The following is a 26,490-nucleotide window of genomic DNA, read 5'->3' as shown; positions in this document are numbered from 1 at the left end:
GGATGCCTTCGTGCTCGCATGACCCTGTGGTGACCCTGGTGTCCCCAATGCCACATTGGGGACACCACAGCACAGGGAAAGTCGAGCGGCCACGCGATATTTAGCGTACCCACGCTAACGATAGCAAGGGTCCCTTGCTATCACTTTCGGTCAGGCGGGCTGGACCACAGGCCTCCGCGAAGGGACCGAAAGCGCGAAGGCGAGCAGAGCGACGAAGGCGGCAACGGGGCCGACCCACCAGACGCCCGCCGACGACAGGACGACGCCACCCAGCGCGGCGCCGAGGGCACCGCCGGCGTAGATCGCGGAACCGTTGAGCCCCATGGCGACCGTCGGCGCGTCGGGCGCCAGCGAGAACAGCCGGTGCTGCTGCGGCACCATCAGCATCCCGCCGAACACTCCCGAAGCCAGCGCGAAGACCAGTGCGCCGGGCAGGCTCAGCACGGCGACGTCCAGCAGCGCCAGCGTCGCGACCGTGCCGACGAGCGAGATCGAGCGGACGCGCGCGGAGCCGAGGGAGTCGGTCGCCCGGCCCGCGAAGGCGTTGCCCGCGATCTGCCCGATCCCGAAGCCGACGAGCAGCCACGAGATCATCGCGCCCGCCGCCACGGGCGCCATCAGCACCGGCAGGTACACGAAGGCCGCGAAGCCGGCAGCGGTACCGAGAACGCTCACGCCGAGCACGCGCGCGATCGGCGGCCGCGCGACGACGGCGAGCCTGGCGCGCAGGGTCACCGTCGGCATCCGGACGCCGGGCAGCAGCGGCACGAGCAGCGTCACCACCACCGCCACCGCGCCGATCCCCCACATGACCGCGCGCCAGCCGAACCAGTTCCCGGCGAGCACCCCGATCGGCACGCCGAGCACCATCGAGACGCTCATCCCGGCGGAGACGGTGGCCAGAGCGCGGCCGCGGCGCTCGTCCGAGGCCAGCGCCCCGGCGAGGACGTAGGCGTTGGATTGGAACGCGGCGGCGCCGAGGGCGGCCAGCACGCGTGCGACGGCGACCACGGCGAAGGACTCGCCGAGCGCCTGACCGGCCATGCCGATCGTGAACAGCACCATCCCCGCGCCGAGCACCCACCGCCGATCGAGCTTGCCGGTGAACGCCGCGATGAGCGGTGAGGAAACCGCGTAGGTCACCGCGAAGACCGTGGTCAGCTGGCCCGCGACGGCTTCGGAAACGCGCAGGTCGGCGGCGATGGTGGGCAGCAGCCCGTTCAGGACGAACCCGTCGGTGCCGACGGTGAACGTCCCGACGGCGAGTACCAGCAGAGCCCCCAGAGCGAGCCGATCATTAGATGATCGTCGAATCGTCATGGGAGGTATAGTGGCCGGACTATTCGATGACTGTCAAACAGTTGGAGCGAAGTGAGCACCACGCTGCCGCAGCCGGCGACCGAGGAGATCGAGATCGTGCCGGTCCTCCAGGCGCTCGCGGATCCCGTACGCCTGGAGCTGATCCGCGCCCTGCGAAGCAACCCTTCGCCGCGAAGCTGCGCCGTCACCGAGTACGACGTCGAGATCAGCGCGCCGACGCTTTCCCATCACTGGAAGGTCTTACGCGAGGCCGGCCTCACGACGACGTTCGTCGAGGGCCGGACCCGCTGGGTCGAGTTACGGACCGAGGACGTCCACGCGCGGTTCCCCGGGCTACTGGACGCCGTCCTCGCTTAGCCGCCACTTCGCCGCGAGTTCTGCCGCGGCGCACACGCCGACGTCGAGCAGATACGGCCCGGCCTGACCGCAACCGGATCCCGGCGCGATCGGCTGACCGTGCCCCATCCCGGTGACGGCGTGCGTGTCGACAGCGGCGCCGACGTCGGTCCACTGCTCGGCGAGCTCGCGCATGTTCATCGGGGCGACCGTGTAGTCCGCGGTCCCGTGCCAGACGCTGACCGGCGACCGCGGCCCCGTGCCCACGGCCCGCACCTTGTCACCCCACTGTTCCGGGGTCAGATCCTTGCCGGGGTTCATGCAGGAGTACGCGTCGATCATCGAGGTCGCGCAGCCGTAAGGCAGTCCCGCGACAACGCCGCCGCCCGCGAACAGTTCCGGATACGTCGCGAGCAACACCGAGGTCATCGCGCCACCCGCCGACAGGCCGGTCACGTACGTCCGGCTTCCGGCCGCGTATCGCGTCATCTGCGCGATCGATTCGGCCTCCCCGGACCCGCGTTTGATGTCGCCCGCCTGGAACCAGTTGAAGCACTTGCTGAAGTTGTTCGCCGAAACCTGTTGCGGCAAAACGAGTTTGAAGCGCAGCTTGTCCGCGAGCCCGACCCAGCCGGAGCCGCGCGCGTAGCCGGCCGCGTCCTGGGCGCAGCCGTGCAGCACGACCACCGCCGGACGTCCGGACGGCAGCCCGTCGGGAACGTACTCGAACATCCGCAACGCACCGGGATTGCTCCCGAACCCGGTCACCGGGCGGATCGTCGCCGCCTGTGCCGGAGCCGGAAAGAGAAGGGTCAATGCCGAAACCACCGCGCCGATGAGGAGTTTTCGCATCACCCGAGGCTAAAACCGTCACCCGCGGGATTTCCACGTGGCAGACCACCACAGCCGCGACCCGTTTTGTGTGGTCGCGCCGGGTACCGGCCTCGGAAGACCGCGCTTATCGTCGGCCGATGCGGTTCATTCTGGTCCTCGCGATGATGCTGGCCCTGGCCACCCCCGCCCAGGCGGCAAGCGGTTGCGGGAACGTGCGCGTTCCCGGGGCCGCGAAACAGCAACTGTCCTGTTTGGACGATCTGACCACCACTGGAACCCTGGCCACCGGGCATACGGTCCAGGCCGACTGGGCCGGGCTGACCTCGGCCGGTTTCCCCGCGCCCAAGGGGGTTCCCGGCGTCCAGATCGACGGCTACTTCCCGGACACCTCGACGGCCAACACCACGCACGGCTGGAACCACGACGCGCAATTCGTGCTACGGCTGCCCGATCGCTGGAACGGCGGACTCGTCGTCTCGGGGTCACCCGGCGTGCGGCGGCAGTACGCGAACGATCGCGCGATCGGCGACCAGGTGCTCGCCGCCGGCTACGCGTTCGCCGCCACCGACAAGGGCAACACCGGAGCCGGCTTCCACACCGACGGACGTCGCCCCGGTGACGCGCTCGCCGAGTGGAACTCGCGGGTCACCCAGCTGACCATCGCCGCGAAGGGCGCCGTGGCGCACCGCTACGGACGCCTGCCGAGCCGCACGCTGGCGGCCGGGATGTCGAACGGCGGCTACCTCGTCCGCTGGCAGCTCGAGAACCGGCCGTGGCTCTACGACGGCGGCATCGATTGGGAGGGCGCGCTTTGGCACGAAGACGGTCCGAACCTGTTCACCTTCCTGCCGCCCGCGATCAAGGCCTACCCCGCGTACGTCGCCGGCTCCGCGCAAGCCCACCAGCAAATCCTCGACGCCGGTTTCGCGCCGGGCTCGGAATTCCTTTGGCAGTACCACAACGACGTCTACTGGGGCCTGACTCAACGTATCTACCAGGCCGAGTTCGACCCGGCGTTCGCCGGAACCGACTACGACTACGCCACTCGCCCGCCGTCGGTGCACCGCGCGGTCGAACGGATTTCGCTGACCGGCCGGATCGGCAAACCGCTGATCACCCTGCACGGCACCCTCGACACCCTCCTGCCGATCACCCGCGATTCCGACGTCTACCAGCGGATGATCGCCGAGCAGGGCCGCGCGGAGCTACAGCGCTACTACCGGATCGTCGACGGCAACCACGTCGACGGGCTCTACGACGCGTACCCGGACAAGCTGCGGCCCATCGGCCCGTGCTTCCGCACGGCGTTCACCGCGCTCGAAGGCTGGCTCGACGGCATCCAGCCGCCCGCTTCGGCGACGATCCCGCGCGCGAGCGGTGACCTCGCGGCCACTTGCGTACTAAGCTGATCGGATGGAATTCCAGGACGTCGTACGACGCCGTCGCATGGTCCGGAAGTTCACCGATGAGCCCGTCGCGGAAGAGAGTCTGCGGCGCATCCTGCGCAACGCGCTGAAGGGTCCCTCTGCCGGTTTCTCACAGGGACAAGGATTTCTCGTCCTCACCGGCGAGGAACTGGCGAAGTTCTGGGAGTTCGGGGCGAGCTGGGCGCCGGAAACCGTGACCACGGCACCGGTCGCGATCGTCCCGCTCTCGGTCAAGAACGCCTATCTGGACCGGTACGCCAAGCCGGACAAGGGTTTCACCGAGGGCGACGACTCGTGGTGGCGCGTGCCGTACTGGGATGTCGACACCGGGATGGCGACCATGCTGATCCTTCAGACGGCCGTCGACGAGGGCCTCGGCGCGGTGTTCTTCGGGCTCGCGCCGGAAAGCGTGGAGCGGCTTCACAGCGAGTTCGGGGTGCCCGCGGATCACGATCCGATCGGCGTCGTGGCGCTCGGACACGGTGCCGAACCCGGACCTTCGCCCGGCTCTTCGGCGACCAAAGTCGCTCGCCGCGGCTTCGACGAGGTCATCCGTTTCGGTCACTGGTGAGGCGGTGCAGCCTGAGCGCCAGTTGGAGTTCCAGCGCGCGCTCGGGCGCCTGCCATTGCTCGCCCAGCAGTGACGCGATGCGGTCCAGCCGCTGCACGACGGTGTTGACGTGCACGTGAAGCAGCTCTTTCGCCCGCGTCAAGTTGCCGCCGCAGGCGAAATACGCGCGAAGGGTGCCGATCAGATCCGTGCCGCGGCGTTCGTCGTAGTCGAGCACCGGGCCGATCGTGGCGGTCACGTACGCACCGAGGTCGGCGTGCTCGCCGAGGAGCAGCCCGACGAAGCCGAGATCGGCCATGCTCGCGCCTTCCCCCGCCCGCCCGAGTGCCAGCAACGACGCGACGCACCGCGCGGCTTCGGCGTGCGCCACGGCCAGTTCCCGCGGCGACGCCGCCGGGCCCGCCGCACCAACCGTGACCGGACAGTCCATTGTGGACGACAGTTCGGCGGCGACGGATCTGGCCAGTGCCCCGGGATCCGCGCCACGGACCAGCAGGACGACCTCGTCGGCGTGGACACCGACCAGATCCGCGTGCCGCACGGCCGCCGCGGCCAGCCGTCGCCGGGAGACGTCGTCGGAATGCGCGATCAGCACCGCGTGCGGTGTCGACAAGTCGACTCCCAGGCGGCGACCGCGAGCCAGTAGCGCGGAGGGGTTACGGCCAGGCGCGGTGATCAGGTCCGACAGCAGCTCCCCGCGCACTTCGTCCTCGGCGCGTGCGACGGAACGCCGTTGCATCAACAGCACCGCGGTGACCACGCCCGCCCGCTCGAACAGCCGCCGATCGGCCTCGCCGAGCGACGGCCCGCCGCCGAGTACCAGGCTGCCAAGGAATTCCTGGCCCGCCTGGACTGCACACAACCAACCGTCCTCTGTGGACACTGCCCGGCCGCTCGCCCGGGACGCCGACACCGCCGCACGCGAGAGACTCAGCACCGCACCGGTGCGGGCCAGGACAACGCCTTCCGCGTCGTAGACGGCGATGGCGCCGCCGAGCACGTCCGCGACCGCGGCGGCGACCTCGGCCAGATCGCCGCCGCGCAGCACGAGATCCATCAGCCGGTCGTGTGCGTCTTCGGCACGGCGCATCGCGTCGTTGTGCGCGCTGATCGTCGCGTTGGCGGCGTTCAGTTCGGCGACCGCGCGGCGCGTCTCGTCGAGCAGATGCGCGTTGTCCAGCGCGATCGCCGCGTGGTCGGCCAGCGACGACAGCAGCGCGACCTCGTCGGGCGAGAACTCCCGCGTGGTGCGGTCGGAGGCGAACAGCACCCCGATGACCTTGCTGCCGATCGCCAGCGGTACCCCGAGGATCGCGGTCAGTCCCTCGTCGAGCACCCCGGTGTCGATCGACGACGTATGGCGGAACCGCTTGTCGTCGAAGTAATCCGCCGTCGCGTACGGCCGAGCGGTCTGCGCGACCAGCCCGCCGAGTCCCTCGCCCATCCCCAGCACGATGTCCTGGAACAGCGCGGAAACCGAGCCGTCGGTCACGCGGACGTAGGTCTTGCCTTCGGATTCGTCGTTGAGGCTGAGATACGAGACGTCCACGCCGAGCAACGCCCGCGCCCGCCGCACGATCGACCGGAGGACGGCGTCCGGATCGTCCAGCCTGGCGAGGTCGCTGGCCGTGTCGAACAGCGCGGCCAGCTCCGCCTCGCGCCGCCGGTGCTCGGCGACGGTGTCCCGGATCCGCAGCGCCAGCTCGGTGGCCTTCGGATCGACAGGGACCTGCGCCAGCTGCTCGCTGCCCGCCCCGGAGGCGAGCAGTTCGAGCAGCCGGCGCAACCGCGTCGCCGTCTCAGCACCGTCCACAACGGTCATGCTGGCACGTGACCGCGCTCCGTGAGAACTTCGGAGTGCAGGGACTCGCCCTTGGTCTCGCGGGCGGCGAGCAGCGCGATCACGGTCAGCACGCACATCGCGACCACGTAGAGCGACACCGGGATCGTGCTGCCGAACTCCTTGAACAGCGCGACCGCGATGAGCGGCGCCACCGCCCCCGCCGCGATCGACGACAGCTGGCCGCCGACCGAAAGGCCGGTGTAGCGGACCCGCGTCGGGAACTGCTCGGAGAAGAACGCGGCCTGCGGGCCGTACATCGCGCCGTGCAGCACCAGCCCGACGGTCGCCGCGAGAATGATGACACCGGGATTCTTCGTGTCGAGCATCGCGAAGAACGCGAAACTCCACGCCGCCATGCCGATCGCGCCGAACAGGTAGACCGGTCGGCGGCCGATCCGGTCGGAAAGAATGCCCCACAAGGGAATCGTCACGAAATGCACGGCGGAACCGATGAGCACCGCGTTGAGTCCGGCCGATTTCGGCAGACCCAGCCCGGTGGTGACGTAAACGAGAATGAACGCCGTGATCACGTAGTACGAAACGTTTTCCGCCATCCGCGAGCCGATCGTGATCAGCACCGCGCGCCAGTTGTTCCGGAACACCTCGACCACCGGTGCGCGCTCGGGCTTGCTCTTCTCCTGTGCTGCCAAGAAGACCGGCGATTCGCTGACCGCGAGCCGGATCCACAGCCCGATCACCACGAGGACACCGGAAAGCAGGAACGGGATCCGCCAGCCCCAGCTGAGGAACGCTTCATCGGACTGCGTCCCGGCGAGGATCGCCAAGACCGCCGTCGCGAGCAGGTTCCCGCCGGGTGCACCGCACTGCGGCCAAGACGCCCAGAACCCGCGGCGTTTGTCGTCGCCGTGTTCGGAGACGATCAGCACCGCGCCGCCCCATTCGCCGCCGAGCGCGAAACCCTGTACCAGCCGCAGCAGCGTCAGCAGGATCGGCGCCAGGACACCGACGGTGGCGTACGTCGGGAGGATGCCCATCGCGCAGGTCGAACCGCCCATCAGCAACAGGCTCAGCACCAGCAGTTTCTTGCGGCCGACCCGGTCGCCGAAGTGCCCGAACACCAGCCCGCCGACCGGCCGCGCGAGGAAACCGACCGCGTAGGTCAGGAACGCGAGCAGCGTGCCGGTCAGCGGATCGTTGCTGGGAAAGAACAATTTGCCGAACACCAGCGCCGCGGCGGAGGTGTAGAGGAAGAAGTCGTACCACTCTATCGTCGTGCCGATCAGGCTGGCGCTGACGACCTTCGCGATCGAGCCGCGGTTCTGCGTGGTCACCGAGGGCTTCCTTTCTTGGGGGTTCACGCGGCGGTCCAGCCGCCGTCGAGGGGGATGGAGGTGCCGGTGACGTGGGCGGCGCGGTCGCCGGACAGCCAGAGCACGCAGGCGGCGACGTCGGCGGGTTCGATGAGCCGCTTGATCGCCGACCGGCGGAGCAGGACCTGTTCGATGACGGCGTCGCGTTCGAGCCCGTGTTCTTCGGCCTGCGCCTGGAGCTGGCCGGTGACCAGCGGCGTGCGGACGTAGCCGGGATTGACGCAGTTGCTGGTCACGCCGTGTTCCGCGCCTTCGAGCGCGGTGACCTTGGAGAGCCCTTCGAGCGCGTGTTTCGCGGTGACGTACGCGGATTTGAACGGGCTCGCGCGGAGGCCGTGGACGCTGGACATGTTGACCACGCGCCCCCAGCCGCGGTCGTACATGTTCGGCAGCACGCGGCGGATGAGCAGGAACGGCGCGGTGACCATGAGCGCCTGGATGCCGGTGAAGGTCTCCGGCGGGAATTCGTGGATCGGCGCGATGTGCTGGAAACCGGCGTTGTTGACGAGGATGTCGATCTCGGCCGGGAGGGTCTCGACGGCCTGTGCGTCGGTGAGGTCGACGACGTGCGCGATGCCGTTGATGCCGGCGGCCGCCTTCTCGACGGCGTCGTCGATGTCGGCGAGGTGGACCTTGGCCCCCGCCTCGGCGAGCGCTTCGGCGCAGGCCAGGCCGATCCCGCTCGCCGCACCCGTGACCAGCGCGGACTTACCGGCCAGATCGCTGTGATACGCACCACTCATGCCGGACGACGTTAGGTCGCTCCCGGCACTTAGACCATGTGGTTACGCCCTACACCTGCACAAGATCCCGTGTGGGCGCCACACACCCCGCAATTCGGCACCTGGTTGCGCTGGTTGCGCGTGCAAGTATCGCAACCAGGTGCCGAATTGCGGGGGTCTAGCCGGCGGCGTCGGAGATCGACTTCGCCTCGCGGGCCCCCGTCTCGAAGGCTTCACACGAAAAGAGCAGCCAAGCCCGGACGCCATCAGGAGTCCCGCCGGAGAACGCCGAAGCGGCTTCGAGGTACTTCGGCACGCGCCGGAAGTACGCCACCTCGGGCACCGTCAGCGCCTTCGGGTCCAGCCCGGTCGCCACCGCCGAAAGCCGCGCCGCGGCCCTCGCGACGACACCGTCCGCGGAGCCGAAAGGCTTGAGCGCCAACAGTTCCCCGTGCACGACGGCGGTCAGCACCGGCCCCGGCACCGACGTCGCCCCGGTGATCAGTTGCGCCAGCATCTCCAGCCGCGGACCGACGTCGCCGGACGACCGCGGCCGCCCCAGCGCGTCGGGATCCGTCACGAGATCCGACGCGGCGAGAAGGTGCAAGCGCGCCAACGCCTGCAACGGCGCACGACGCCACGTCGGGAGCAGACTTTCCAGCGCTTCCGCGACCCGCAGCGCGCCTGCCAGGACCGGATCGGTCACCTCACCGGATTCGGGCAGTTCGGGCGCGGCGCCTTCGATCCCCGCCGACGCCCGCGCCGACCGCACGGACGCTTCGGCGGCCGTCTCCGCGCCGCCGCGCAGGTTGGCTGGCAGCCGGTGGACGGCGAACACCGCGTCCTGTGCCGATTTCGCGGCCGCGGCGACCCCTTCGAGGTCCAGCAGCGGCTTCAGCGGATCCGTCACGCGTCCAGCACCTGGCCCTCGCGGCGTACGACCGGTGCCTGCACCGACCACGGGAAGTTGATCCACCGGTCCGTGTGCTTCCAGACGTACTCACCTTTGACCTCGGAGCGCGGCTTCTCGTAGACGACCGCGCAGCGCACCTCGGCGACATGGTCGGCACAGAAGTCGCGGACCAGCTTCAACGTCGCACCCGTGTCCGCGACGTCGTCGGCGACGAGCACCTTCTTCTTCGTCAGGTCGACGACGTTCGGCACCGGCGGCAGCATCACCGGCAGGTCGAGACGCTGGTCGACGCCGGTGTAGAACTCGACGTTCATCACGTGCAGGTTCTTCACGTCGAGCGCGTAGCCGAGCGCGCCCGCGACGAACAGCCCGCCTCGCGCGATCGACAGGATGAGGTCCGGCTCGAAGCCGTCGTCGGCGACGGCCTGCGCCAGCTCCCTGCTGGCCGTCCCGAACAACTCCCAGGTGAGCTCTTCCCGCTCCTCGGCCATGCTGCCTCGCCTTCTCGATCGTTCCCGCGAGCATAGGCAACGCCCCAGTGGCCTTCTCGAATGCTTCGAAACTGGCTCTCCAGTAAGGCCATTGCGGGGACGTAGCGTCGAGCCCGTGACCGACTGGAACAGCTGGAGTGTCCATGCCACCCTGCGCGGCGAACGCGTCCGCCTCGAGCCGCTGACCCGCGATCACGCGAAGGGCTTGTTCGCGGCGGGCTCCGACCCGGCGATCTGGACCTGGCTCAGCCTCCGGCAGCCGCGCGACCTCGCCGCCGCCGAAACCATGGTCGACGGCATCCTCGCCGACCCGGACCGCCGCGCCTGGGCCCAGATCGACGCCCGCACCGGCGAGGTCGCGGGCACGACGTCGTTCTACGCGATGAACGCGCGCCACAAGATCGTTTCCCTCGGCTACACCTGGATCGGTTCCGAATGGCAGCGGACCGGACTCAACCGCGAGTCGAAACTCCTGTTGCTGCGCCACGCTTTCGACGACCTCGGCGCGAACCGCGTCTCGTGGGAGACCGACATCCGCAACCTCCAGTCCCAGAAGGCGATCGAACGTCTCGGCGCGCAACGGGAAGGGGTGCTGCGCGCGCATCGCGTCCGGCCCGACGGGACCATCCGTGACACCGTCGTCTACTCCGTCACCGGACCAGAATGGCCGGCGGTCCGTACCGCTTTGTCCTCAAGCGTGTGAATGCCGCGCGCAACCACGATGCAACCTTTTACTTCGCGTCGTAACGTCGATAGCGTGCCAACGGGCGTGAAGACACGCGAATCACAGGAGGCATCGCACCATGACCGAGCAGTCGCCGGCGCTGGACAATTTGCTCACGGAGAGCAGGACCTTCCCCCCAAGTGAGGCTTTCAGCGCGCAAGCGAATGCCACCGCCGACTTCTACGCCGAAGCCGACGCCGACCGCGAAGCGTTCTGGGCCAAGCAGGCCGAGCGCCTCCAGTGGGAAACGAAGTGGTCTCAAGTACTGGACTGGACCAATGCGCCGGTGGCGAAGTGGTTCGTGGGCGGGAAGCTCAACGTCGCCTACAACTGCGTCGACCGCCATGTCGATTCCGGGCACGGCGACCAGGTCGCCATCCACTGGGTCGGCGAGCCCGGCGACAACCGTGACATCACCTACGCGCAGCTGAAGGACGAGGTTTCCAAGGCCGCGAACGCCTTCGAGTCCCTCGGCCTCACGGCGGGCGACCGGGTCGCCATCCAGATGCCGATGGTGCCCGAAGCGATCGTCGCGATGCTCGCGTGTGCCCGCATCGGCGTCTTGCACAGTGTCGTCTTCGGTGGTTTTTCCCCGACAGCACTGCGATCCCGGGTGGACGACCAGGCGGCGCGGATCGTCATCACGACCGACGGCCAGTACCGCCGCGGCAAGGCCGCCCCGATGAAGGTCAATGTCGACGAAGCGCTCGAAGGCGCCGAATCGGTCGAGAAGGTCATCGTCGTCCGACGCACCGGCGAAGAGGTGCCGATCACCGAAGGCCGCGACCTCTGGTGGCACGAACTGGTCGACGGCCAGTCCGCGGAGCACGCGCCGCAGGCGTTCGACTCCGAACACCCGCTCTTCATCCTCTACACCTCCGGCACCACCGGGAAGCCGAAGGGCATCCTGCACACCTCCGGCGGTTACCTGACCCAGGCCGCGTACACGCACCACAACGTCTTCGACCACAAGGCCGGCGAAGACGTCTACTGGTGCACCGCCGACATCGGCTGGATCACCGGGCACACGTACATCGTGTACGGGCCCTTGGCGAACCGGACGACGCAGGTCGTCTACGAAGGCACGCCGAACACCCCGCACGAGGGCCGCCACTGGGAGATCGTCCAGCAGCACAAGGTCTCCATCTACTACACCGCGCCCACGCTGATCCGCACGTTCATGAAGTGGGGCAACGAGATCCCGCAGAAGTACGACCTCTCGTCGCTGCGCGTGCTCGGCAGTGTCGGCGAGCCGATCAACCCCGAAGCGTGGATCTGGTACCGCGAGAACGTCGGCGCGAACTCGGCGCCGATCGTCGACACCTGGTGGCAGACCGAGACCGGCGGGATCATGATCTCGCCGCTGCCGGGCGTCACCGCCACGAAGCCGGGCTCGGCGCAGAAGGCGCTGCCGGGCATCTCGGCGAAGGTCGTCGACGACCAGGGCGTCGAGGTCGGCAACGGCGGCGGCGGGTACCTCGTGCTCGACAAGCCATGGCCGGGCATGCTGCGCGGCATCTGGGGCGACGAGGAGCGTTTCCGCGAGACCTACTGGTCCCGCTTCGCCGACCAGGGTTACTACTTCGCCGGCGACGGCGCGAAGTACGACACCGACGGCGACGTCTGGCTGCTGGGCCGGGTCGACGACGTGATGAACGTGTCCGGGCACCGCATCTCGACCACCGAGGTCGAGTCCGCGCTGGTCTCGCATCCGACGGTCGCCGAGGCCGCCGTCGTCGGCGCGACCGACCCGACCACCGGGCAGGGCATCGTCGCCTTCGTCATCCTCCGCGGCAACGCGGTGGACGGTGGCGACAAGGCCGTGCAGGAGCTGCGCAACCACGTCGCCAAGGAGATCGGCCCGATCGCGAAGCCGCGGCAGATCCTGGTCGTGCAGGAGCTGCCCAAGACGCGGTCCGGCAAGATCATGCGCCGCCTGCTGCGCGACGTCGCCGAGAACCGCCAGGTCGGCGACGTGACCACGCTGGCCGACTCGTCGGTGATGGACCTGATCTCTTCGGGCCTGAAGACCGGCAAGTCCGAGGAGTAACCCCACCTCACGCGCCATGAAAGGTCCTTTCCTTGCAAATTTTGCAAGGAAAGGACCTTTCATGGCGTCCGACACGCCTACCACACCCCGGTTCGCATCACTCGAACGCCTGTTCTAGGATGTGCCGGGTACCACCCCATACCCGGGCAAGGAGACGACACCGACGATGACCGTGGATGCCTTGACACGCACTGACGCCGTGTCCGAAGAAGCGGCTACCGAAGCGCCCGTCGACTCGACGCCGCAGGCGGAGACGGCCGAAGCCCCTGCCGAGGCCAAGACCGAGACTCCGGAAACCCCGGAGAACCCCACCGAAGACGCCACCGACAGCGCGGTGGAGTCCCCCAAGCCCAAGCGTGGCCGCCCGAAGGTCGCCACGACGGCGAAGAAGACCCGCACCGTCGAGCTGACCCTCACGGTCACCGGCACCGCCGACGGCGAGTGGCAGGCCGAGCTCAAGAACGGCGCCAAGTGGGTCGCGAAGGGCCTGGAGATCCCGGCCGCCGCCGTGTCCCGCGCCGCCAAGGAACTGCACGCGGACCTGTCGGGCCCGATCGACGAGGTCATCAACGCCGCCCGCGAGCTTCAGGCCGCGAAGGTCGCTCAGCTCGAAGCCGAGCTGGAGAAGGCGAAGCTGGCGCTGGCCGAGCTGGACGCGTAAGACTTTCCTCCCGACCGGGGCGGACGCTGGATATCAGTGTCCGCCCCGGTTTTTCATTCCGCGATCGGCGGCCGCGAGGGCAGCGGCGTCTTGAACTCGATCCACTGACTGTCCACAATGGCCTCGACGCTGTGCGGAACCCCGCGCGGGTGGACGATCGTCCCGCCCGCTTCGAGGGTCACTTCCCTGCCGTCGAGAGTGCCGCGCAGCGAACCGGACAGCAGGTACACGATGCTGTCGTGATCGTGGCTGTGCACGGGCGAAGCGACGCCCGCCGGATAGTGGATCTCGTACGCCAGACCGCCTTCCGCCGTGGCGAGCGTCCGGAACCGGCCCTGCCCGCCGATCAGCGGCAGACCCTCCACTGTGGACATCGGGGACCAGGTCATCGCGCGGGCTCCATGGCCGCCGCCTCCTCCTCGCGGTCCGGGTCACGGGCGAGCAGGACACCGACGACGGTCACCACCGCGGTGGCGAGCAGGTAGACCCCGATCGCGACCCAGGTGTCGAAGCCGGCCAGCAGCGCCGTGAACAGCAGCGGCGCGGGCGCCCCGCCGATCACACCGGCGAGGGTGTACGCCAGCGAGCTGCCGGTGTAGCGCAGGCGCGGCGAGAACTGCTCGGTGACGAGCGCGGCCTGCGGGCCGTAGAGCGCGGCGTGGATGACCAGCGCGAGCACGATGCCGAGCGCCAGCATGAGGAACGAACCGCCGCTGACCATCGGGAAGAACACGAACGGCCAGATCCCGGCGGCGATGGTCGCGACCAGGTACATCTTGCGCCGCGAGACGCGGTCCGAGAGCGCGCCGAACAACGGCATCAGCACCAGCTGGAACGCCGAACCGATCATCACCGCGGCCAGCCCGGCGCCACGCGAGAGGCCGGTGTGCGTGGTGACGTAGGTGAGCACGAAGACGGTGAACAGCGCGTACAGCACGTCCGGGCAGACGCGGATCAGCACGGCCGCGACCAGCGCACGGCGTTCGGTGCGGAAGACCTCGGAGATCGGCGCCGACGAACGCTCGCCGCGCTCCTGGATCTGCTTGAAGACCGGCGTCTCCTCCAGCTTGAGCCGGATCCACAGACCGAAACCGACCAGCGCGCCGGAAAGCAGGAACGCGATCCGCCAGCCCCAGCTGTTGAACTGGGCCTCGGTGAGCAGCGCGGCCAGTACGGCGAGGACACCGTTGGCGAGCAGGTTGCCCGCGGGCGGGCCGATCTGGGCGGCCGACGCCCAGAAACCGCGTTTGGCCGGATCGCCGAACTCACTGGAGAGCAGGACGGCGCCACCCCATTCGCCGCCGATGCCGACACCCTGCGCGAACCGCAGCGCGACGAGCAGCACGGCCGCGAAGCCGCCGATGCTCTCGTACGTGGGCAGGACACCGATGAGGAACGTCGCCACCCCGGTGAGCACGAGCGTCATGACCAGGATCCGCTTGCGGCCGAGCACGTCGCCGAGGCGGCCGAAGAGGAATCCGCCGAGCGGCCGGGCGAGGTAGCCGACGGCGTAGGTGGAGAACGCCGCCATCGTGCTCGCGAGCTGATCTTCCGAGGGGAAGAAGAGCTGCCCGAAGATCGTCGCGGCCGCCACCGAGTAGGCCGCGAAGTCGTACCACTCGAGCGCTGTCCCCGAGAGGCTGGCCGCGAAGGCCTTGTGCAGCGAACGCCGGTCACCGGCTGGTGAGGTCATGTCCACATCCCGTCCGTAGGAGATCCGCAACCCCGCCGGGAGGGGTTGAATTGCGGATATACTCCTTGTATACAAGCTGTATGCGCAACCCCCAATCTCGGAGGACAGATGCCTGAGCTGCGTTTCACCCTTCCCGGCGGCGAGGAGCGGCGGACCGAGGTCCACACGCTGCTGAACGCCGGATACGCCGGTCGCAGCCAGGAGGACGTCGCCGCCCACGTGGCCGAACTGGCCGAACTCGGCGTCCCCGCGCCTTCGGTGATCCCGGCGCTCTACCCGGTCGCGCCGTACCTGGCGAGCCAGACCGACGAGGTCCCCGTGCAGCACGAGCGGACCTCCGGCGAGGCCGAATGGGCCATCGTCATCACCGGCCCCGAGCCCGAGGACGTCCTCCTGACCGCCGCCTGCGACCACACCGACCGCGCGCTCGAAGCGCACGGCGTCGCGTGGAGCAAGAACGCCGGCCCCGACGTCCTCGCCGCCAAGGCCTGGCGTCTCGTCGACGTCCAGGACCGGCTCGACGACCTCACGCTGTCCGCCTGGGCCGGGGAAACCCTGATCCAGCAAGGGAAACTCGCCGAGCTCCTGCCGCCGTCGTACTGGCTGGAGGTGCTGCGCGAACGCGGCCTCCACGCTCCGGGCACCGTGCTGATCTCGGGGACCATCCCGATGGTGCACGGCGTCGACCAGTTCGCCGACTCCTGGCGCGTGGAACTGGGCGACCCGGCGACCGGCGAGACGATCGAACTCGCCTACACCGTGCGGCGGCTGCCCGAACCGATCGGCTGAAGCAGTTCGCCGAGGAAGACGCGGTACTCGTCCTTCATCGGCAACTCGCGCTCCACGCGGACGCGGCGGCGGGTCGCGGGGACCTCGATCTCGCGCACCGGGTCGAATCCGGTGCGCTCGTAGGATTCCCAGTGCAGCCCGACGCCGCGCCGCTGCCAGGCGGGCACTTCAGTGAAGTTGATGCCATGCGCGTAAAGCAGCTCGTTCTTCTCGGGGATACCCGCGCCCTCCAAGGCGTCTCCCGCTTCCCGCGCCGATTTCCCCGCCTTGCGCAAGGTCCAGTAACACCAGCCGTTGAGCGCGCAGCGTGTCGCGTCCGCTTGACGCCATGAGAAATAGTCGACGACGTCGTCCGCCGTCGTGCCGAGCCAAACGCGTCCGTCGAAGTGCGCGGGCACTCCGGCCGCGTGCGTGAACGCCGCCGACGCGATCCCGGCGGAGATCGACACGAGCTTCTCGACTCCCCTGCCGAACAGGTCGACGGCGGGATCGAGCAAGATCGAGATCTCGTCGCTCTCGGTGTAGACGTACGGCGCGGCGAAGTCCGCCATCAAGGCCTTGGCCGCCTCGACCATGCACTCACTGAACCGGGGATCGAAGGGCTTCTCGAACCGCGTTTCGGTGAACTTGGAGAACCCGCGGCCGTCCACGCGGAGCACCGTCCACGATCCCGGTGGGACGGTCAGGCCGTGGAACCACTCGCGTTCGCGTTGCCGCGCCTCGAAACCGCCGGATTCCACGGTCACCCCCGTTCCACGACGAAACCGCCCTCACCGTCGAAACCGACGGAGTACAGCTCATCGAAACCATCCTCGGCGCCAGGTCGCCTGAGGCGTTTCAGCGTCGCATACAAACCGACGTCGGGCACCCGCGTTTTCCCTTTCCTGAGCGCGTTGCGCTCGTGGGACCCGGCGAGGTCCGGTGGGAACCAGTAGCCGCGCACCCGCGCGCCGTACCGCCTGGCGACCTCGACCAGCGGCGCCCATTCCTCCGGCGAAGGGTTGGTGTTGTCCACGACCACCGAACGGCCGTCCTCGAGCGCTTCGGCCAGCATCCGCAGTTGCCGGGCCTGGGGACGCCGGGCGTTGGGGAAGGTGTCCTTGCTGACATGGACGTGCGTGCTCGCGAACTCCCGCCGGAAGAACGTCGTCTTGCCGGACGCCTGGAGCCCGATCAGGATCACCATCTCTGCCACGGACTCAACCTAGCCGCTAACCGATGGGTTAGGTAAGGCAATAGTCAATAAGGATTGCCTCTATTTACCGAAACGGCCTTCACTCGCCGGATACCGTTCTTTGTGTTTCACTGAAAAGGTGACCGATACCGTATCGACTTCACATCCGCACGAGCCGCACGCGGATCTGGGCGGCAAGCTGAACTGGCTTCGCGCCGGGGTTCTCGGCGCGAACGACGGGATCGTTTCGGTGGCGGGCATCGTGGTCGGCGTCGCGGGCGCGACCACCGACTCCACCGTGATCGCGACCGCGGGAATCGCCGGGCTGGTCGCGGGTGCCCTTTCGATGGCGGGCGGCGAATACGTGTCGGTGAGCACCCAGCGCGACACCGAACGCGCCCAGTTGCGCCTGGAAAAGCGTGAACTCAAAGAGATGCCAGAGGCCGAAGAACGGGAACTCGCGGAGATCTACGAGTCGAAAGGGCTGTCCCCGGAACTCGCCGCCGAAGTCGCCCGCGAACTGACCGAAAAGGACGCCCTGCAGGCACACGCCGAAGCCGAACTCGGCATCGATCCGGACAATCTGACCAGCCCGTGGCAGGCGGCGTGGGCCTCGCTGGTCGCGTTCACCGTCGGCGCGCTGCTGCCGCTGCTGTCGATCGTGTGGACGCCGACCTCGGCGCGGGTCTGGGCGTGCGCGTCGGCGGTGGCGGCCGGCCTGGCGCTGACCGGGTTCGTCAGCGCGAAACTCGGCGACGCCCGCGTCGGCCGCGCGATCGCGCGGAACGTCGGCGTCGGCGCGCTGACGATGCTGGTGACCTACTACGTCGGTGTGCTGTTCGGCGTCAGCGTGGGCTGAACCGGCGCAGGGAGGCGTCCGTGCCCAGCTCCGCGCGGGCGGCCGGGTTCTCCACGTAGAACCGCACCAGGTGATAGACCACGGTCGGGTCGAGCGCGAACGACGTCGTGTCGATCTCGATCATCGGCGCGGGCGGGAGCTTGTCGAGCTTCCAGATCCCGCCGAGCGGCCGCCTGTCCCATGGCGCGTTGGTGTAGGCGATCACCAACACTTCGGGCGTTCCGTTGTATGCGGCCTTCGCCCCGGCGAACGCCTCCCACGGCAGGAACGACGAGAAGGCCCTCCCGCGCTGGAAAATCCCCTGCTGCGCCAGGACGACCCGGCCGCGCCGCAACCGGCCCGCCACCACGAACACGAGGAAACTCAAGAAGAACAAGGCGGCGAGCCCCATCAACGCCGCTCCGGCCGGTGCCGCCGGCACCTCTTCGCCCGCCGACAGGAAGTCCCAGGCGCCCAGCGTGCAGATGGCCGTCATGCAGACCACCAGCAGCGTCAGGACCGTGAAGGCCGCTTGCGAGTAGCGGATTTCGGTGGCGGGGCGCCCCTCGTAGGTGGTGATCGCGATGTCGGCATGGCGGTGCCCCGGACGGATCCTCGTCACCAGCCCGTACACCGCTGTGAGCAGGAACAACGCTGCGAGCAGGAGAGCGTACTTCAGCGCACCGGCCTTGCCGATCGCGACGAACCCGAACCCGACGGGCACACAGGCGACCCCGAGGAGCACGACGAAGACCAGCGCCGCCTTGTACTTCGCGCCGTCACCGGGCGGCCATTCCGCGGGTCGCTCGTGGAGATCAGAAGATGGCATCCCACGCGTCCTTGGCGAGTCCGCCGATGGCCTTGCCCGCATCGCCCACAGCTTCGGCCCCGTCCTCGATCGCTCCGCCCACGTCGCCGATCCCGTTGGTCCACAGGGAATCGACCATGCCCGACGCGAATACACCTACCACAGCACCGCCGATGGCACCGACCGCCGTTCCGACGACGGGCACCGGGATCAGCGTGCCGATCGCCGCGCCGGCGGCCACCGAGGCGCCGAAACCGACGCCACCGGAAACGATCGCCTGTGCGGCCGGTTTGCCATTGGCGATGTCGTAGGCGACCCCGGCGACGGCGAGCGCGCCACCCGCTCGAAGGCCCCATTTGGCCGCGTTGGCATCGGTGTTCTTCGCCGCCGCGGCGACGTCGTCCGCCTGCTGGGCAGCGGTCCGTCCGAGGTCGACATCGCGATAGATCTGCGACGCGGGGGTCCCCGCCGGCGCGGTTCGCGCCCGCTCCAGGAACTTCGCGGATTCCTCGGAAAGGAACTTCGCCTGTTTGCCGAGAATCGACGAATGTTTGGCGGCGAGTGTCCCGGCGGCACCGCTGGTGAGGTCACCGACCACGAGGAACCACTTCTGCGTGACGTCCTGCCAGACGTTCTTCAGCGTGTCGCCCGCGAGTTTCGCGATGTGGCTCGCGGCGTCGGACTCGGTCTTGGCTGTGTTGTACGCCTTGACCTTGGCCGCGTGCGCGTTCGACGCGGTGACGGCGTCGTTGTGCGCCGTCATCGCCTCCGGCGTGGCGGCTTCACCGGTCGGTGCGGCGCCGGGCGCGGACGGGCCCTTGCCCGGATCCTCGATGACGTCGCCGTTCACCGTGAGCCCGGCGGCGGCGGCGCGTTTCCGGACCCCGCGCATGTCTTCCTGTGCGCGGTGGAGGTCTGCGGCGTAGGTGTCGAAGTTCTGCGCGGCCGTCTTGGCGGCGGCGGACAACTGGTCGGTCTTCTCGGCCCCGGTGGTCATCTTGGCGCGGAAGGCCTGGCCGCCCTCGCCACCCCATCCGGCATCCGCGCTGTTCCTGGCGTGGTAGATCTGCGTCGCCGCGTCCGAAACGCTTTTCGCCAGCGAGTCGCGAAGCCAATGCCCCGCGCCGCGGATGCTTTCCGGATTTCCCTCGATCTTCGTGTCGATCCCCATGGTCAGCGCCCCCCGGCCGCTTTACGGACGTCTTCTCCCGCGGCGTGGTCCTGCTCGCGGTAGCCCTTGTTCGCCGAAGCGACGTCGTCGCCGGCACCGGCCGCGCCGAGCACCAGCGCACTCGCGTTCTCGACGAAATGGGCGAGGATGCCGACGACCGCCGGCGTCCCGACTCCCGCGTCGGGAGCGCCGGGGACCGAATTCCCCAGCGCGTCGACGTCGGAGCTGGCGTTGCGAAGCGTGCTGGCGATGCCGTCGAGGACGTCGTGATCGACCTTCGGCCCGGTCACGCCGCTCCCTCCTGCCGTTTGTCCTCGGGAATCACGACGTCGAGCAGCAGGAGCTGAAAGGGCTGCGCCTTCTGCAACGCGTCGAGCCCGGGTGTCGGCATGACGATCCAAGGCTGATGGGGACCACAGCAATCGTGCAGGCGATCGAGCGCGGAATAGGCGAGGAGCGCGACCCTGCCGTCTCTCGTAGTGCGCATGGCGACGCGGGCTTCATTGGCGTCGGCCACCGCTTCCATACAGGGCAGGTACACGACCGGCGGGAATTCCCGCGGGATCGGCTTGCTTTCCGGCTGTGCGTTTTCGGGACTGGTCATTTCGTCAACCCTGGTGGTCCGTTTTGCGTCGTCCATGGCGATCGTCTCAGTTCGTCGGCTTTGACGCAGTTCGACGCCGTGGGGTTCCCGGACCGGAATGGACGAAGGCCCCCTCCCCGCGTTGTGCGCGGGAAGAGGGCCTTCATCAGGTGAATCGGAGCGTCTAGTGAACGCCCTTCATCAGCTTGCGGATCATCGGCGTCGCCACCAGGAGCGCCACACCGACCACGATGGCCACTCCGCCGACGATGCTGAAATACGGCGCTTCGTTCTCCACCGAGTAGAACTCGGCGAGCTTTCCGGACATCGCCGTACCGAGCGAAATGGACAGGAAGTTCAGCGCCACCATCTGCGTCCGGAACGCCTCCGGCGCGAGTTTGGTCGACAGCGAGAGACCGACCGGCGAAAGCATCAGTTCCGCCATGGTGAACACGAACAGGATGCCTGCCAGCGCGAGCAGTGGGCTCGCGTTCTTGCCGCTGCCGACCATCGGGAGGAACAGCAGGAACGCCAGGCCCATGGTGACGGTGCCGAGCACGAATTTGATCGGCGAGGACGGCTGCTTGGGGCCGAGTTTCGTCCAGATCGCCGCGATCACCGGCGCGAACAGGATGATGAACACCGGGTTGATCGAGTTGACCCACGCCACCGGCATCTCCCAGCCGAAGACGGTGCGGTTCAATCGCTCGTCCGTGTAGGCGGCGACGACGGTGAACTGCTGCTGGTACAGCGAGAAGAACGCCGCGCTCGCGATGAACATCGGGATGAACGAGTACACCCTGGTGCGTTCGTCGGAGGTGATCTTCTTGCTGCTGATGATCACCACGAAGTAGACGACCGAGATGACCGCGACGGCCCCGACGACGACGTCGACCAGGTTCGCCGGGTTGATCACACCGAAGACCACCAGCAGGACGATCGCCGCGACACCCACCGCGGTGCCGGCGTAGACCACCGGGCGCTGCGAAGCCGGCAGCGGGTTGGGGATCTCGCTCGCCTTCTCGCCGAGGTTCTTGCGGCCGATCGTGTACTGGATCAGGCCGAGCGCCATGCCGACCGCGGCGAGCCCGAAACCGACGTGGAAACCGATCTCGCTCTGCGCGAGCCCGGTCAGCAGCGGCCCGACGAAGCCACCGACGTTCACTCCCATGTAGAAGATCGTGAAACCACCGTCGCGGCGTTCGTCACCTGGCGCGTACAACGTCCCGACGATGGCGGTGGCGTTGGACTTCAGCCCGCCGCTGCCGACGGCCACGCAGACGAGGCCGACACCGATGCCGGCGAGACCGGGCAGCACGGCGAGGCTGACGTGCCCGATCATGATGAGGATCGCGCTGTAGAACAGCGTCCGTTCGGAGCCGAGCACGCGGTCCGCGACCCAGGCGCCGATCACCGCCGACAGGTAGACCATGCCGCCGTACGCGCCGACGATGCCGAGCGCGGAGGCCTTCGGCAACGCCAGGCCGCCCTGGCTGACTTCGTAGTAGAGGTAGATCGGGAGGATGCCGAGCATCCCGTAGAACGAGAAACGCTCCCACATCTCGACGCCGAAGAGGTTCGCGAGCCCTCGTGGGTGCCCGAAAAACCTCGTGTCTCGCTGGACCTCGGTAGAGGTACTCACCATGCCGTCCTTAGTGAAGACATCGTTGTCGGTTTCCGGTTGACATGCTAGAAGCCCACCATGTGGACGGGACACCGACGTCCGCATGATCTCTGTGGCAGCTGTCATGAACGCGAGATTTCCGCAGCTCGAAGCATTAAAATCGCGTCAAGGTGCGCCGGGAAGTCTGGTCGGCAACAGTGTTCGTCGTCGCCGAAACACCCGGAGGATGCCTTGTCCGGCCCCACCCGCCCCGCGAAAGCCGTCGCCGAATTCGCCCGCTACCTGCGTACGGAGACGACCGGTGGGATGATCCTGCTCGGCGCCACCGCGATCGCCCTCCTTTGGGCCAATTCGCCCATCGACGACATTTACCGCGCGATTCGTGATTTCCGCCTCGGCCCGGAATTCCTCCACCTGAATCTGACGATCGGCGACTGGGCGAAGGACGGCCTGCTCGCGCTGTTCTTCTTCGTCGCCGGGCTCGAACTCAAACGCGAACTCGTGGTCGGTGAGCTCTCCCGGTTCAAACAGGCGATCCTTCCGGTGGTCGCCGCGATCGGCGGCATGATCGTCCCGGCGCTGGTCGCGCTCGCCGTCGGCTGGGGAGCGCCGGGCATCGAACGCGCGTGGGCCATCCCGGTCGCCACGGACATCGCGTTCGCGCTGGGCGTCCTCGCCCTGACCGCGTCGAACCTGCCGAGCAGTGCCAGGGTCTTCCTGCTCTCGCTCGCGGTGGTCGACGACCTCGGCGCGATCCTCGTCATCGCGATCCTGTTCACCGCCAAGTTCGACCTCGTCGCCGCGGGCGTCGCCGTCGTCGCGCTCGCGTTGTACGCCTATCTGCAGAAGCGCCGCGTCCGCAGCGCCTGGATCTACGTGCCGCTGGCCTTGATCACGTGGGTCGCGGTGCACTCGGCCGGTGTCCACGCCACCATCGCCGGCGTCGCGCTCGGCCTGCTCACCCGCGTCCGCTCCGACGAAGGCGAGGAGCACGCGCCCGCGATCCGGCTCGAACACCGGCTCCAGCCTTGGTCGGCCGCGGTCGCGGTGCCGTTGTTCGCGCTGTTCGCGGCGGGGATCAAGGTGGACGGCGAGTCGCTCGGCGAGGTGTTCACCACGGCGTTGCCGCTGGCCATCCTGGTCGGGCTGGTCGGCGGGAAGCTGATCGGGATCTTCGGCGCCAGCCTGCTCGCGGTGAAGTTCAAACTCGCGGAGAAACCCAGGGGGATGGGCTGGCGCGACATCGGCGCGCTGTCGATGCTCGGCGGCGTCGGGTTCACGGTGAGCCTGCTGATCGCCGACCTCGCGCTCGAGGGGGAAGCCGTCGAACTGGCGAAGGCGGCGGTGCTGATCGCTTCGGCCATCGCCTCGCTTTCGGCCGCCGCGATGCTCGTGCACCGCAGCCGCGTGCACGCGAAGGACGATTGAACCTGCGACACTCGCCGGTCCGCCGCGCCCGTGATCGGGGCACGTGGCACGATGGCCGGTGTGAGCAGCCCCAAGCACGAACGTACCGGCCCCGACGGCGTGGGGGCCGTGCCCTACCTCCCCCTGTCGAGCGATGACGACGTGGTAGCGAGCGAGCAGTCCCTCGGGAAACTCGTCGGCGATGCCACACAGCACGTTTCGACACTGATCCGCGCCGAGGTCGAGCTGGCCAAGTCCGAGGTCGTCGCGGAGGCGAAGAAGGGCCTCAAGGGCGCCATCTTCTTCCTTGTCGCGCTGGTCATCGGCCTGTACAGCTCGTTCTTCTTCTTTTTCTTCCTCGGCGAACTGCTGTCGGAGTTCCTGCAGCGCTGGGCGGCGTTCCTGATCGTGTTCGGGCTGATGCTCGTCTCGACGGCGGCCGCGGGCTTCCTCGGCTACCGCAAGGTGAAGAAGATCAAGGCGCCGGAGCGCACGATCAACAGCTTCAAGGACACCGCCGCCGCGTTCAAGCCGCGTCACGGCGCCGAAGACCAAGACTGAGTCTTCGAGCGGTGCAGGCGACACCGGATCCGTCGATCGTCCGGATCGACGGACCGTGGACCCATCGTGACGTCTCGGCGAACGGCATCCGGCTGCACGTCGCCGAACTCGGCGACGGGCCGGTGGTCCTGCTGCTGCACGGGTTCGCCGAGTTCTGGTGGACCTGGCACCACCAGCTGACGGCGCTCGCCGACGCCGGTTTCCGTGCGATCGCGGTCGATCTGCGCGGCTACGGCGACTCGGACAAGCCCCCGCGCGGCTACGACGCGTGGACCTTGGCCGGTGACGTCGGCGGGCTGATCAAGTCGCTCGGCGCGCGCAAGGCCCATCTCGTCGGACATGCCTGGGGCGGCATGCTCGCGTGGACGGTCGGCGCGCTGCACCCCCGGCTGGTGTCTTCGGTCAGCGTGCTGGGCGGCGCGCATCCGCTGGCGTTGCGCCGGGCCGTCCGGCGGCCGGGACAACTGCGCGCGTCGGGACATCTGTTCCGTTTCCAGGTACCGATGGCGCCGGAAAAATGGCTGGTCAAGGACGAAGCGCTCGCCGTCGAAGAGCTGTTCCGCGCCTGGTCCGGTCCACAGTGGACGGACACTGCCGACTTCACCGAGACCGTGCGGACGTTCCGGCAGGCGATGCTCGTGCAGGGAGTGCCGCACAGCGCGCTCGAGTACTACCGATGGGCGTTCCGCGCGCAGTTCCGCGGCGAAGGCCGCCGGTTCAGCGAAGCACTGCAAGGCCGCTTCGCTCCCCGCGTGCTGCAACTGCACGGTGAGGAAGACCGATGCGTCCTGCCCGAGACGGCGGCGGCGTCTCGGCGCTGGGCCCCGGACGCTCGTCTTGAGCGCTGGCCCGGCATCGGGCACTTCCCGCATCTGGAGGCCCCGGACCGCACATCTGTGGCGCTGCTGGACTTCCTCCGTATCTTGGAAGCATGACCGAGCGCAAACCGACGGGCGTGTCGTTCGAGTCCTGGGTGGACCGGCAGGTCAGCGCCGCGGAGGCGAAGGGCGAGTTCGACGACCTTCCCGGCGCGGGGAAACCGCTGCCGAAGACCGACGGCAACGACACGGCCCTTGCCTGGGTGGTGAACAAGGTCCGTAGCGAAGGGCACGACGTATCGGCGCTGCTGCCGCCGTCGCTGGCCATCGCGAAGGAACTCGACGACCTGCCGGACACGCTGGCGCGGGTGCGGGTGCGCCGTGAGGCACGGGTGCGGGAGATCGTCGAGGACCTGAACGAACGGATCCGCGCCGAGCACCGGCGTCCGGCGGGCGGCCCGGTGCTGCGGGCACGGCCGCTGGACGTGGAGGAGACCGTCGCTTCTTGGCGTGAAGGCCTCTCCTCAGGCTCCTGATTCACCCTCCGCGCGTGCCATGAAAGAGCCTTTCCTTGCAAATTTTGCAAGGAAAGGCTCTTTCATGGCACGCGAGGGGCTCAGTTCGCGCAGGGACCGGTCGACGCGTTCGCGCTCAACGCCGGTGCCGTGTCCACCACCGGCCGCACCTGCTCCGAAGTCAGCGTGAAGCCGGTCTCCGGGTCTTCGACGGCCGCGCCGAAGACGACCCCGATGACCTCGCCCTCGGGGTTGATCATCGGCCCACCCGAGTTGCCGCTGCGGACCTGCCCGCGCACGGTGAACACGTCACGCTGCACGGTGTTGGACTCGTAGATGTCCGGTCCGCGCAGGTTGATCCGGCCGCGCACTCTGGCCGGGGTCGCGGTGTACGGGCCGTCGAGCGGGTAGCCGAGCACGATCGCGTTGTCGCCTGCCCGCGCGACCCGCGGCGTGAACGGCAGCACCGGTGCTTGAAGCCTCGGCACCGCGAGCACGGCCACGTCGGCCTCGGGGTCGAAGTAGACGACCCTGGCCGGGAACTTGCCCGAAGTCGACTCGATGGCGACCTCGTCGGTCCCCGCGACGACGTGCGCGTTCGTCATCACGCGCTGCGGCGCGACGACGAATCCGCTGCCCTCCAGCGCCCGCGAGCACGAAGTCGCGTTCCCGCGGATCTTCACGACGCTGCGGTGCAACTGTTTGACGATCGCGCTCGCCTGCAGGGCGGTGTCCGGCGGGCTGGTGTCCTGGACGTTCGGCTTCTGGAACGGGTCCACAATGGACGGGAAGCCCGACGCGTCGAGCAGTTTGCGCAGTTCGCTCGGGAAACCCTGCGCCGCGTCCGGCATGACGTTGTTGACCTCGCCGAGCACGACCGAGCTGTTGATCGACTTCGCCAGCCCAGGCACTCCCGAGACGGCCGTGAGCGGCGTCGCGATCAGCCACGCGACCACGAACACCACGGCGGCCTGGACCACCGCGCCGAGTGTCTTGTCGACCCCGGAAAGCTTGTCCGGGTTGATCTTCTGCCGCAGTCTCCGGCCTGCCCAGACCCCGAGGGTCTCGCCAAGCGCGACCAGGAACACCACGGTCGCCACCGCGAAGGCGACCTTCGCCGCCGGATGTTCGAAGAGTTCGACGATCAGCGGCGCGATCTTGATCCCCGCCAGCGCGCCGAGCACCACTCCGACCAGCGAGGGAAGGGCGATGATCACCCCCTGGAACGCGCCGGACACGCCCGCCAGCAGCGCGAGGAGGATCACCAGTACGTCGACCCAGTTCAC

Annotated in this window: 29 protein-coding genes; 12 read left to right on the top strand and 17 right to left on the bottom strand. The window is 68.4% G+C overall.

Translation table 11 applies throughout. The features are described from left to right. Nucleotides 1-150 precede the first annotated feature (150 nt). Entirely contained in the window at nt 151-1,320 is a 1,170-nt protein-coding gene (locus tag ACLJO0_RS03975; RefSeq protein WP_410576580.1) for an MFS transporter, read from the bottom strand. A 51-nt stretch (nt 1,321-1,371) separates the two neighbouring features. Between ACLJO0_RS03975 and ACLJO0_RS03970 the strand changes: the two genes are divergently transcribed. Further along, complete coding sequence (locus ACLJO0_RS03970) at nt 1,372-1,677, top strand: ArsR/SmtB family transcription factor (RefSeq protein WP_410576579.1); 306 nt, start codon at nt 1,372-1,374, stop codon at nt 1,675-1,677. On the opposite strand, the gene ACLJO0_RS03965 is transcribed toward ACLJO0_RS03970, so the two are convergent. Then, complete coding sequence (locus tag ACLJO0_RS03965) at nt 1,654-2,508, bottom strand: alpha/beta hydrolase family esterase (protein WP_410576578.1); 855 nt, start codon at nt 2,506-2,508, stop codon at nt 1,654-1,656. The two genes, ACLJO0_RS03970 and ACLJO0_RS03965, sit on opposite strands and share 24 nt — an antisense overlap. A gap of 119 nt (nt 2,509-2,627) precedes the next feature. Here ACLJO0_RS03965 and ACLJO0_RS03960 point away from each other — a divergent pair, with 119 nt between their 5' ends. Then, a complete protein-coding gene (locus tag ACLJO0_RS03960) occupies nt 2,628-3,899 on the top strand; it encodes a tannase/feruloyl esterase family alpha/beta hydrolase (RefSeq protein WP_410576577.1) in 1,272 nt (423 codons plus the stop codon). Nucleotides 3,900-3,903: 4 nt separating this feature from the next. Then, nucleotides 3,904-4,488 (top strand): nitroreductase family protein, encoded by a 585-nt coding sequence (locus ACLJO0_RS03955; RefSeq protein WP_410576576.1) that lies wholly within the window; start codon nt 3,904-3,906, stop codon nt 4,486-4,488. Here the strand turns inward: ACLJO0_RS03955 and ACLJO0_RS03950 are convergent. The 5 genes from ACLJO0_RS03950 to ACLJO0_RS03930 all read right to left on the bottom strand — a co-directional run bounded on the left by ACLJO0_RS03950 (nt 4,466) and on the right by ACLJO0_RS03930 (nt 9,788). After that, nucleotides 4,466-6,310, bottom strand: coding sequence for a helix-turn-helix domain-containing protein (locus ACLJO0_RS03950; protein WP_410576575.1), 1,845 nt, complete (start codon nt 6,308-6,310; stop codon nt 4,466-4,468). The two genes, ACLJO0_RS03955 and ACLJO0_RS03950, sit on opposite strands and share 23 nt — an antisense overlap. Then, on the bottom strand, nt 6,307-7,623 hold the full coding sequence (locus ACLJO0_RS03945) for an MFS transporter (protein ID WP_410576574.1): 1,317 nt from the start codon (nt 7,621-7,623) through the stop codon (nt 6,307-6,309). The genes ACLJO0_RS03950 and ACLJO0_RS03945 overlap by 4 nt, the downstream gene beginning before the upstream one ends. Nucleotides 7,624-7,646: 23 nt before the next feature. After that, a complete protein-coding gene (locus tag ACLJO0_RS03940; RefSeq protein ID WP_410576573.1) occupies nt 7,647-8,405 on the bottom strand; it encodes a 3-hydroxybutyrate dehydrogenase in 759 nt (252 codons plus the stop codon). Between the two features lie 157 nt (nt 8,406-8,562). Next, nucleotides 8,563-9,294, bottom strand: a complete 732-nt coding sequence (locus tag ACLJO0_RS03935; protein WP_410576572.1) for an oxidoreductase — start codon at nt 9,292-9,294, stop codon at nt 8,563-8,565. Then, nucleotides 9,291-9,788: a phosphoribosyltransferase gene (locus tag ACLJO0_RS03930; RefSeq protein WP_125679778.1), complete on the bottom strand. Its 498-nt coding sequence runs from the start codon at nt 9,786-9,788 to the stop codon at nt 9,291-9,293. Before ACLJO0_RS03930 ends, ACLJO0_RS03935 begins: the two co-directional genes overlap by 4 nt. A 115-nt stretch (nt 9,789-9,903) precedes the next feature. On the opposite strand from ACLJO0_RS03930, the gene ACLJO0_RS03925 reads away from it, so the two are divergent. From ACLJO0_RS03925 to ACLJO0_RS03915, 3 genes are all read left to right on the top strand, one after another. Further along, entirely contained in the window at nt 9,904-10,491 is a 588-nt protein-coding gene (locus ACLJO0_RS03925; protein WP_410576571.1) for a GNAT family N-acetyltransferase, read from the top strand. Nucleotides 10,492-10,591: 100 nt separating this feature from the next. After that, nucleotides 10,592-12,562, top strand: a complete 1,971-nt coding sequence (acs, locus tag ACLJO0_RS03920; protein WP_410576570.1) for an acetate--CoA ligase — start codon at nt 10,592-10,594, stop codon at nt 12,560-12,562. Nucleotides 12,563-12,728: 166 nt separating this feature from the next. Next, entirely contained in the window at nt 12,729-13,223 is a 495-nt protein-coding gene (locus ACLJO0_RS03915; protein ID WP_410576569.1) for a DUF6319 family protein, read from the top strand. Nucleotides 13,224-13,276: 53 nt separating this feature from the next. Here ACLJO0_RS03915 and ACLJO0_RS03910 read toward each other — a convergent pair whose 3' ends face one another. Both ACLJO0_RS03910 and ACLJO0_RS03905 read right to left on the bottom strand, forming a co-directional pair. Then, nucleotides 13,277-13,612: a cupin domain-containing protein gene (locus tag ACLJO0_RS03910; protein WP_410576568.1), complete on the bottom strand. Its 336-nt coding sequence runs from the start codon at nt 13,610-13,612 to the stop codon at nt 13,277-13,279. Continuing rightward, nucleotides 13,609-14,916, bottom strand: a complete 1,308-nt coding sequence (locus ACLJO0_RS03905; RefSeq protein WP_410576567.1) for an MFS transporter — start codon at nt 14,914-14,916, stop codon at nt 13,609-13,611. The genes ACLJO0_RS03910 and ACLJO0_RS03905 overlap by 4 nt, the downstream gene beginning before the upstream one ends. A 108-nt stretch (nt 14,917-15,024) precedes the next feature. Here ACLJO0_RS03905 and ACLJO0_RS03900 point away from each other — a divergent pair, with 108 nt between their 5' ends. Next, the gene (locus tag ACLJO0_RS03900) at nt 15,025-15,705 is read left to right on the top strand and encodes a DUF2848 domain-containing protein (protein WP_410576566.1); all 681 of its coding nucleotides are present in this window, start codon (nt 15,025-15,027) and stop codon (nt 15,703-15,705) included. On the opposite strand, the gene ACLJO0_RS03895 is transcribed toward ACLJO0_RS03900, so the two are convergent. Both ACLJO0_RS03895 and ACLJO0_RS03890 read right to left on the bottom strand, forming a co-directional pair. Continuing rightward, complete coding sequence (locus tag ACLJO0_RS03895) at nt 15,669-16,451, bottom strand: tRNA(His) guanylyltransferase Thg1 family protein (RefSeq protein ID WP_410576565.1); 783 nt, start codon at nt 16,449-16,451, stop codon at nt 15,669-15,671. The two genes, ACLJO0_RS03900 and ACLJO0_RS03895, sit on opposite strands and share 37 nt — an antisense overlap. Beyond that, nucleotides 16,448-16,891 (bottom strand): AAA family ATPase, encoded by a 444-nt coding sequence (locus tag ACLJO0_RS03890; RefSeq protein WP_410576965.1) that lies wholly within the window; start codon nt 16,889-16,891, stop codon nt 16,448-16,450. Before ACLJO0_RS03890 ends, ACLJO0_RS03895 begins: the two co-directional genes overlap by 4 nt. Before the next feature lie 127 nt (nt 16,892-17,018). Here ACLJO0_RS03890 and ACLJO0_RS03885 point away from each other — a divergent pair, with 127 nt between their 5' ends. Then, nucleotides 17,019-17,738: a VIT family protein gene (locus ACLJO0_RS03885; RefSeq protein ID WP_410576564.1), complete on the top strand. Its 720-nt coding sequence runs from the start codon at nt 17,019-17,021 to the stop codon at nt 17,736-17,738. Here ACLJO0_RS03885 and ACLJO0_RS03880 read toward each other — a convergent pair. From ACLJO0_RS03880 to ACLJO0_RS03860, 5 genes are all read right to left on the bottom strand, one after another. After that, a complete protein-coding gene (locus tag ACLJO0_RS03880; RefSeq protein WP_410576563.1) occupies nt 17,725-18,546 on the bottom strand; it encodes a hypothetical protein in 822 nt (273 codons plus the stop codon). The two genes, ACLJO0_RS03885 and ACLJO0_RS03880, sit on opposite strands and share 14 nt — an antisense overlap. Continuing rightward, entirely contained in the window at nt 18,533-19,696 is a 1,164-nt protein-coding gene (locus tag ACLJO0_RS03875; protein ID WP_410576562.1) for a hypothetical protein, read from the bottom strand. Before ACLJO0_RS03875 ends, ACLJO0_RS03880 begins: the two co-directional genes overlap by 14 nt. A gap of 2 nt (nt 19,697-19,698) precedes the next feature. Continuing rightward, nucleotides 19,699-19,986 carry a hypothetical protein gene (locus tag ACLJO0_RS03870; RefSeq protein ID WP_410576561.1) on the bottom strand — a complete coding sequence of 96 codons (288 nt, stop codon included), beginning with the start codon at nt 19,984-19,986 and terminating at the stop codon, nt 19,699-19,701. Next, nucleotides 19,983-20,300, bottom strand: coding sequence for an SAV_915 family protein (locus tag ACLJO0_RS03865; RefSeq protein ID WP_125791133.1), 318 nt, complete (start codon nt 20,298-20,300; stop codon nt 19,983-19,985). Before ACLJO0_RS03865 ends, ACLJO0_RS03870 begins: the two co-directional genes overlap by 4 nt. A gap of 163 nt (nt 20,301-20,463) precedes the next feature. After that, a complete protein-coding gene (locus ACLJO0_RS03860) occupies nt 20,464-21,924 on the bottom strand; it encodes a peptide MFS transporter (protein ID WP_410576560.1) in 1,461 nt (486 codons plus the stop codon). Nucleotides 21,925-22,134: 210 nt separating this feature from the next. Between ACLJO0_RS03860 and nhaA the strand changes: the two genes are divergently transcribed. The 4 genes from nhaA to ACLJO0_RS03840 are packed head-to-tail and all read left to right on the top strand — an operon-like array spanning nt 22,135 to nt 25,225. Further along, entirely contained in the window at nt 22,135-23,331 is a 1,197-nt protein-coding gene (gene nhaA / locus ACLJO0_RS03855) for a Na+/H+ antiporter NhaA (RefSeq protein ID WP_410576559.1), read from the top strand. A gap of 51 nt (nt 23,332-23,382) precedes the next feature. Beyond that, complete coding sequence (locus tag ACLJO0_RS03850; protein ID WP_410576558.1) at nt 23,383-23,871, top strand: phage holin family protein; 489 nt, start codon at nt 23,383-23,385, stop codon at nt 23,869-23,871. An 11-nt stretch (nt 23,872-23,882) separates the two neighbouring features. Next, nucleotides 23,883-24,806: an alpha/beta fold hydrolase gene (locus ACLJO0_RS03845; protein ID WP_410576557.1), complete on the top strand. Its 924-nt coding sequence runs from the start codon at nt 23,883-23,885 to the stop codon at nt 24,804-24,806. Then, on the top strand, nt 24,803-25,225 hold the full coding sequence (locus ACLJO0_RS03840; RefSeq protein ID WP_410576556.1) for a DUF1992 domain-containing protein: 423 nt from the start codon (nt 24,803-24,805) through the stop codon (nt 25,223-25,225). Before ACLJO0_RS03845 ends, ACLJO0_RS03840 begins: the two co-directional genes overlap by 4 nt. 80 nt (nt 25,226-25,305) lie before the next feature. On the opposite strand, the gene ACLJO0_RS03835 is transcribed toward ACLJO0_RS03840, so the two are convergent. Beyond that, on the bottom strand, nt 25,306-26,490 hold the full coding sequence (locus ACLJO0_RS03835) for a MarP family serine protease (RefSeq protein ID WP_410576555.1): 1,185 nt from the start codon (nt 26,488-26,490) through the stop codon (nt 25,306-25,308).

Source organism: Amycolatopsis sp. lyj-108, assembly GCF_046549005.1.
Classification (GTDB): domain Bacteria; phylum Actinomycetota; class Actinomycetes; order Mycobacteriales; family Pseudonocardiaceae; genus Amycolatopsis.
This window is presented reverse-complemented; position numbering and strand designations above follow the sequence as displayed.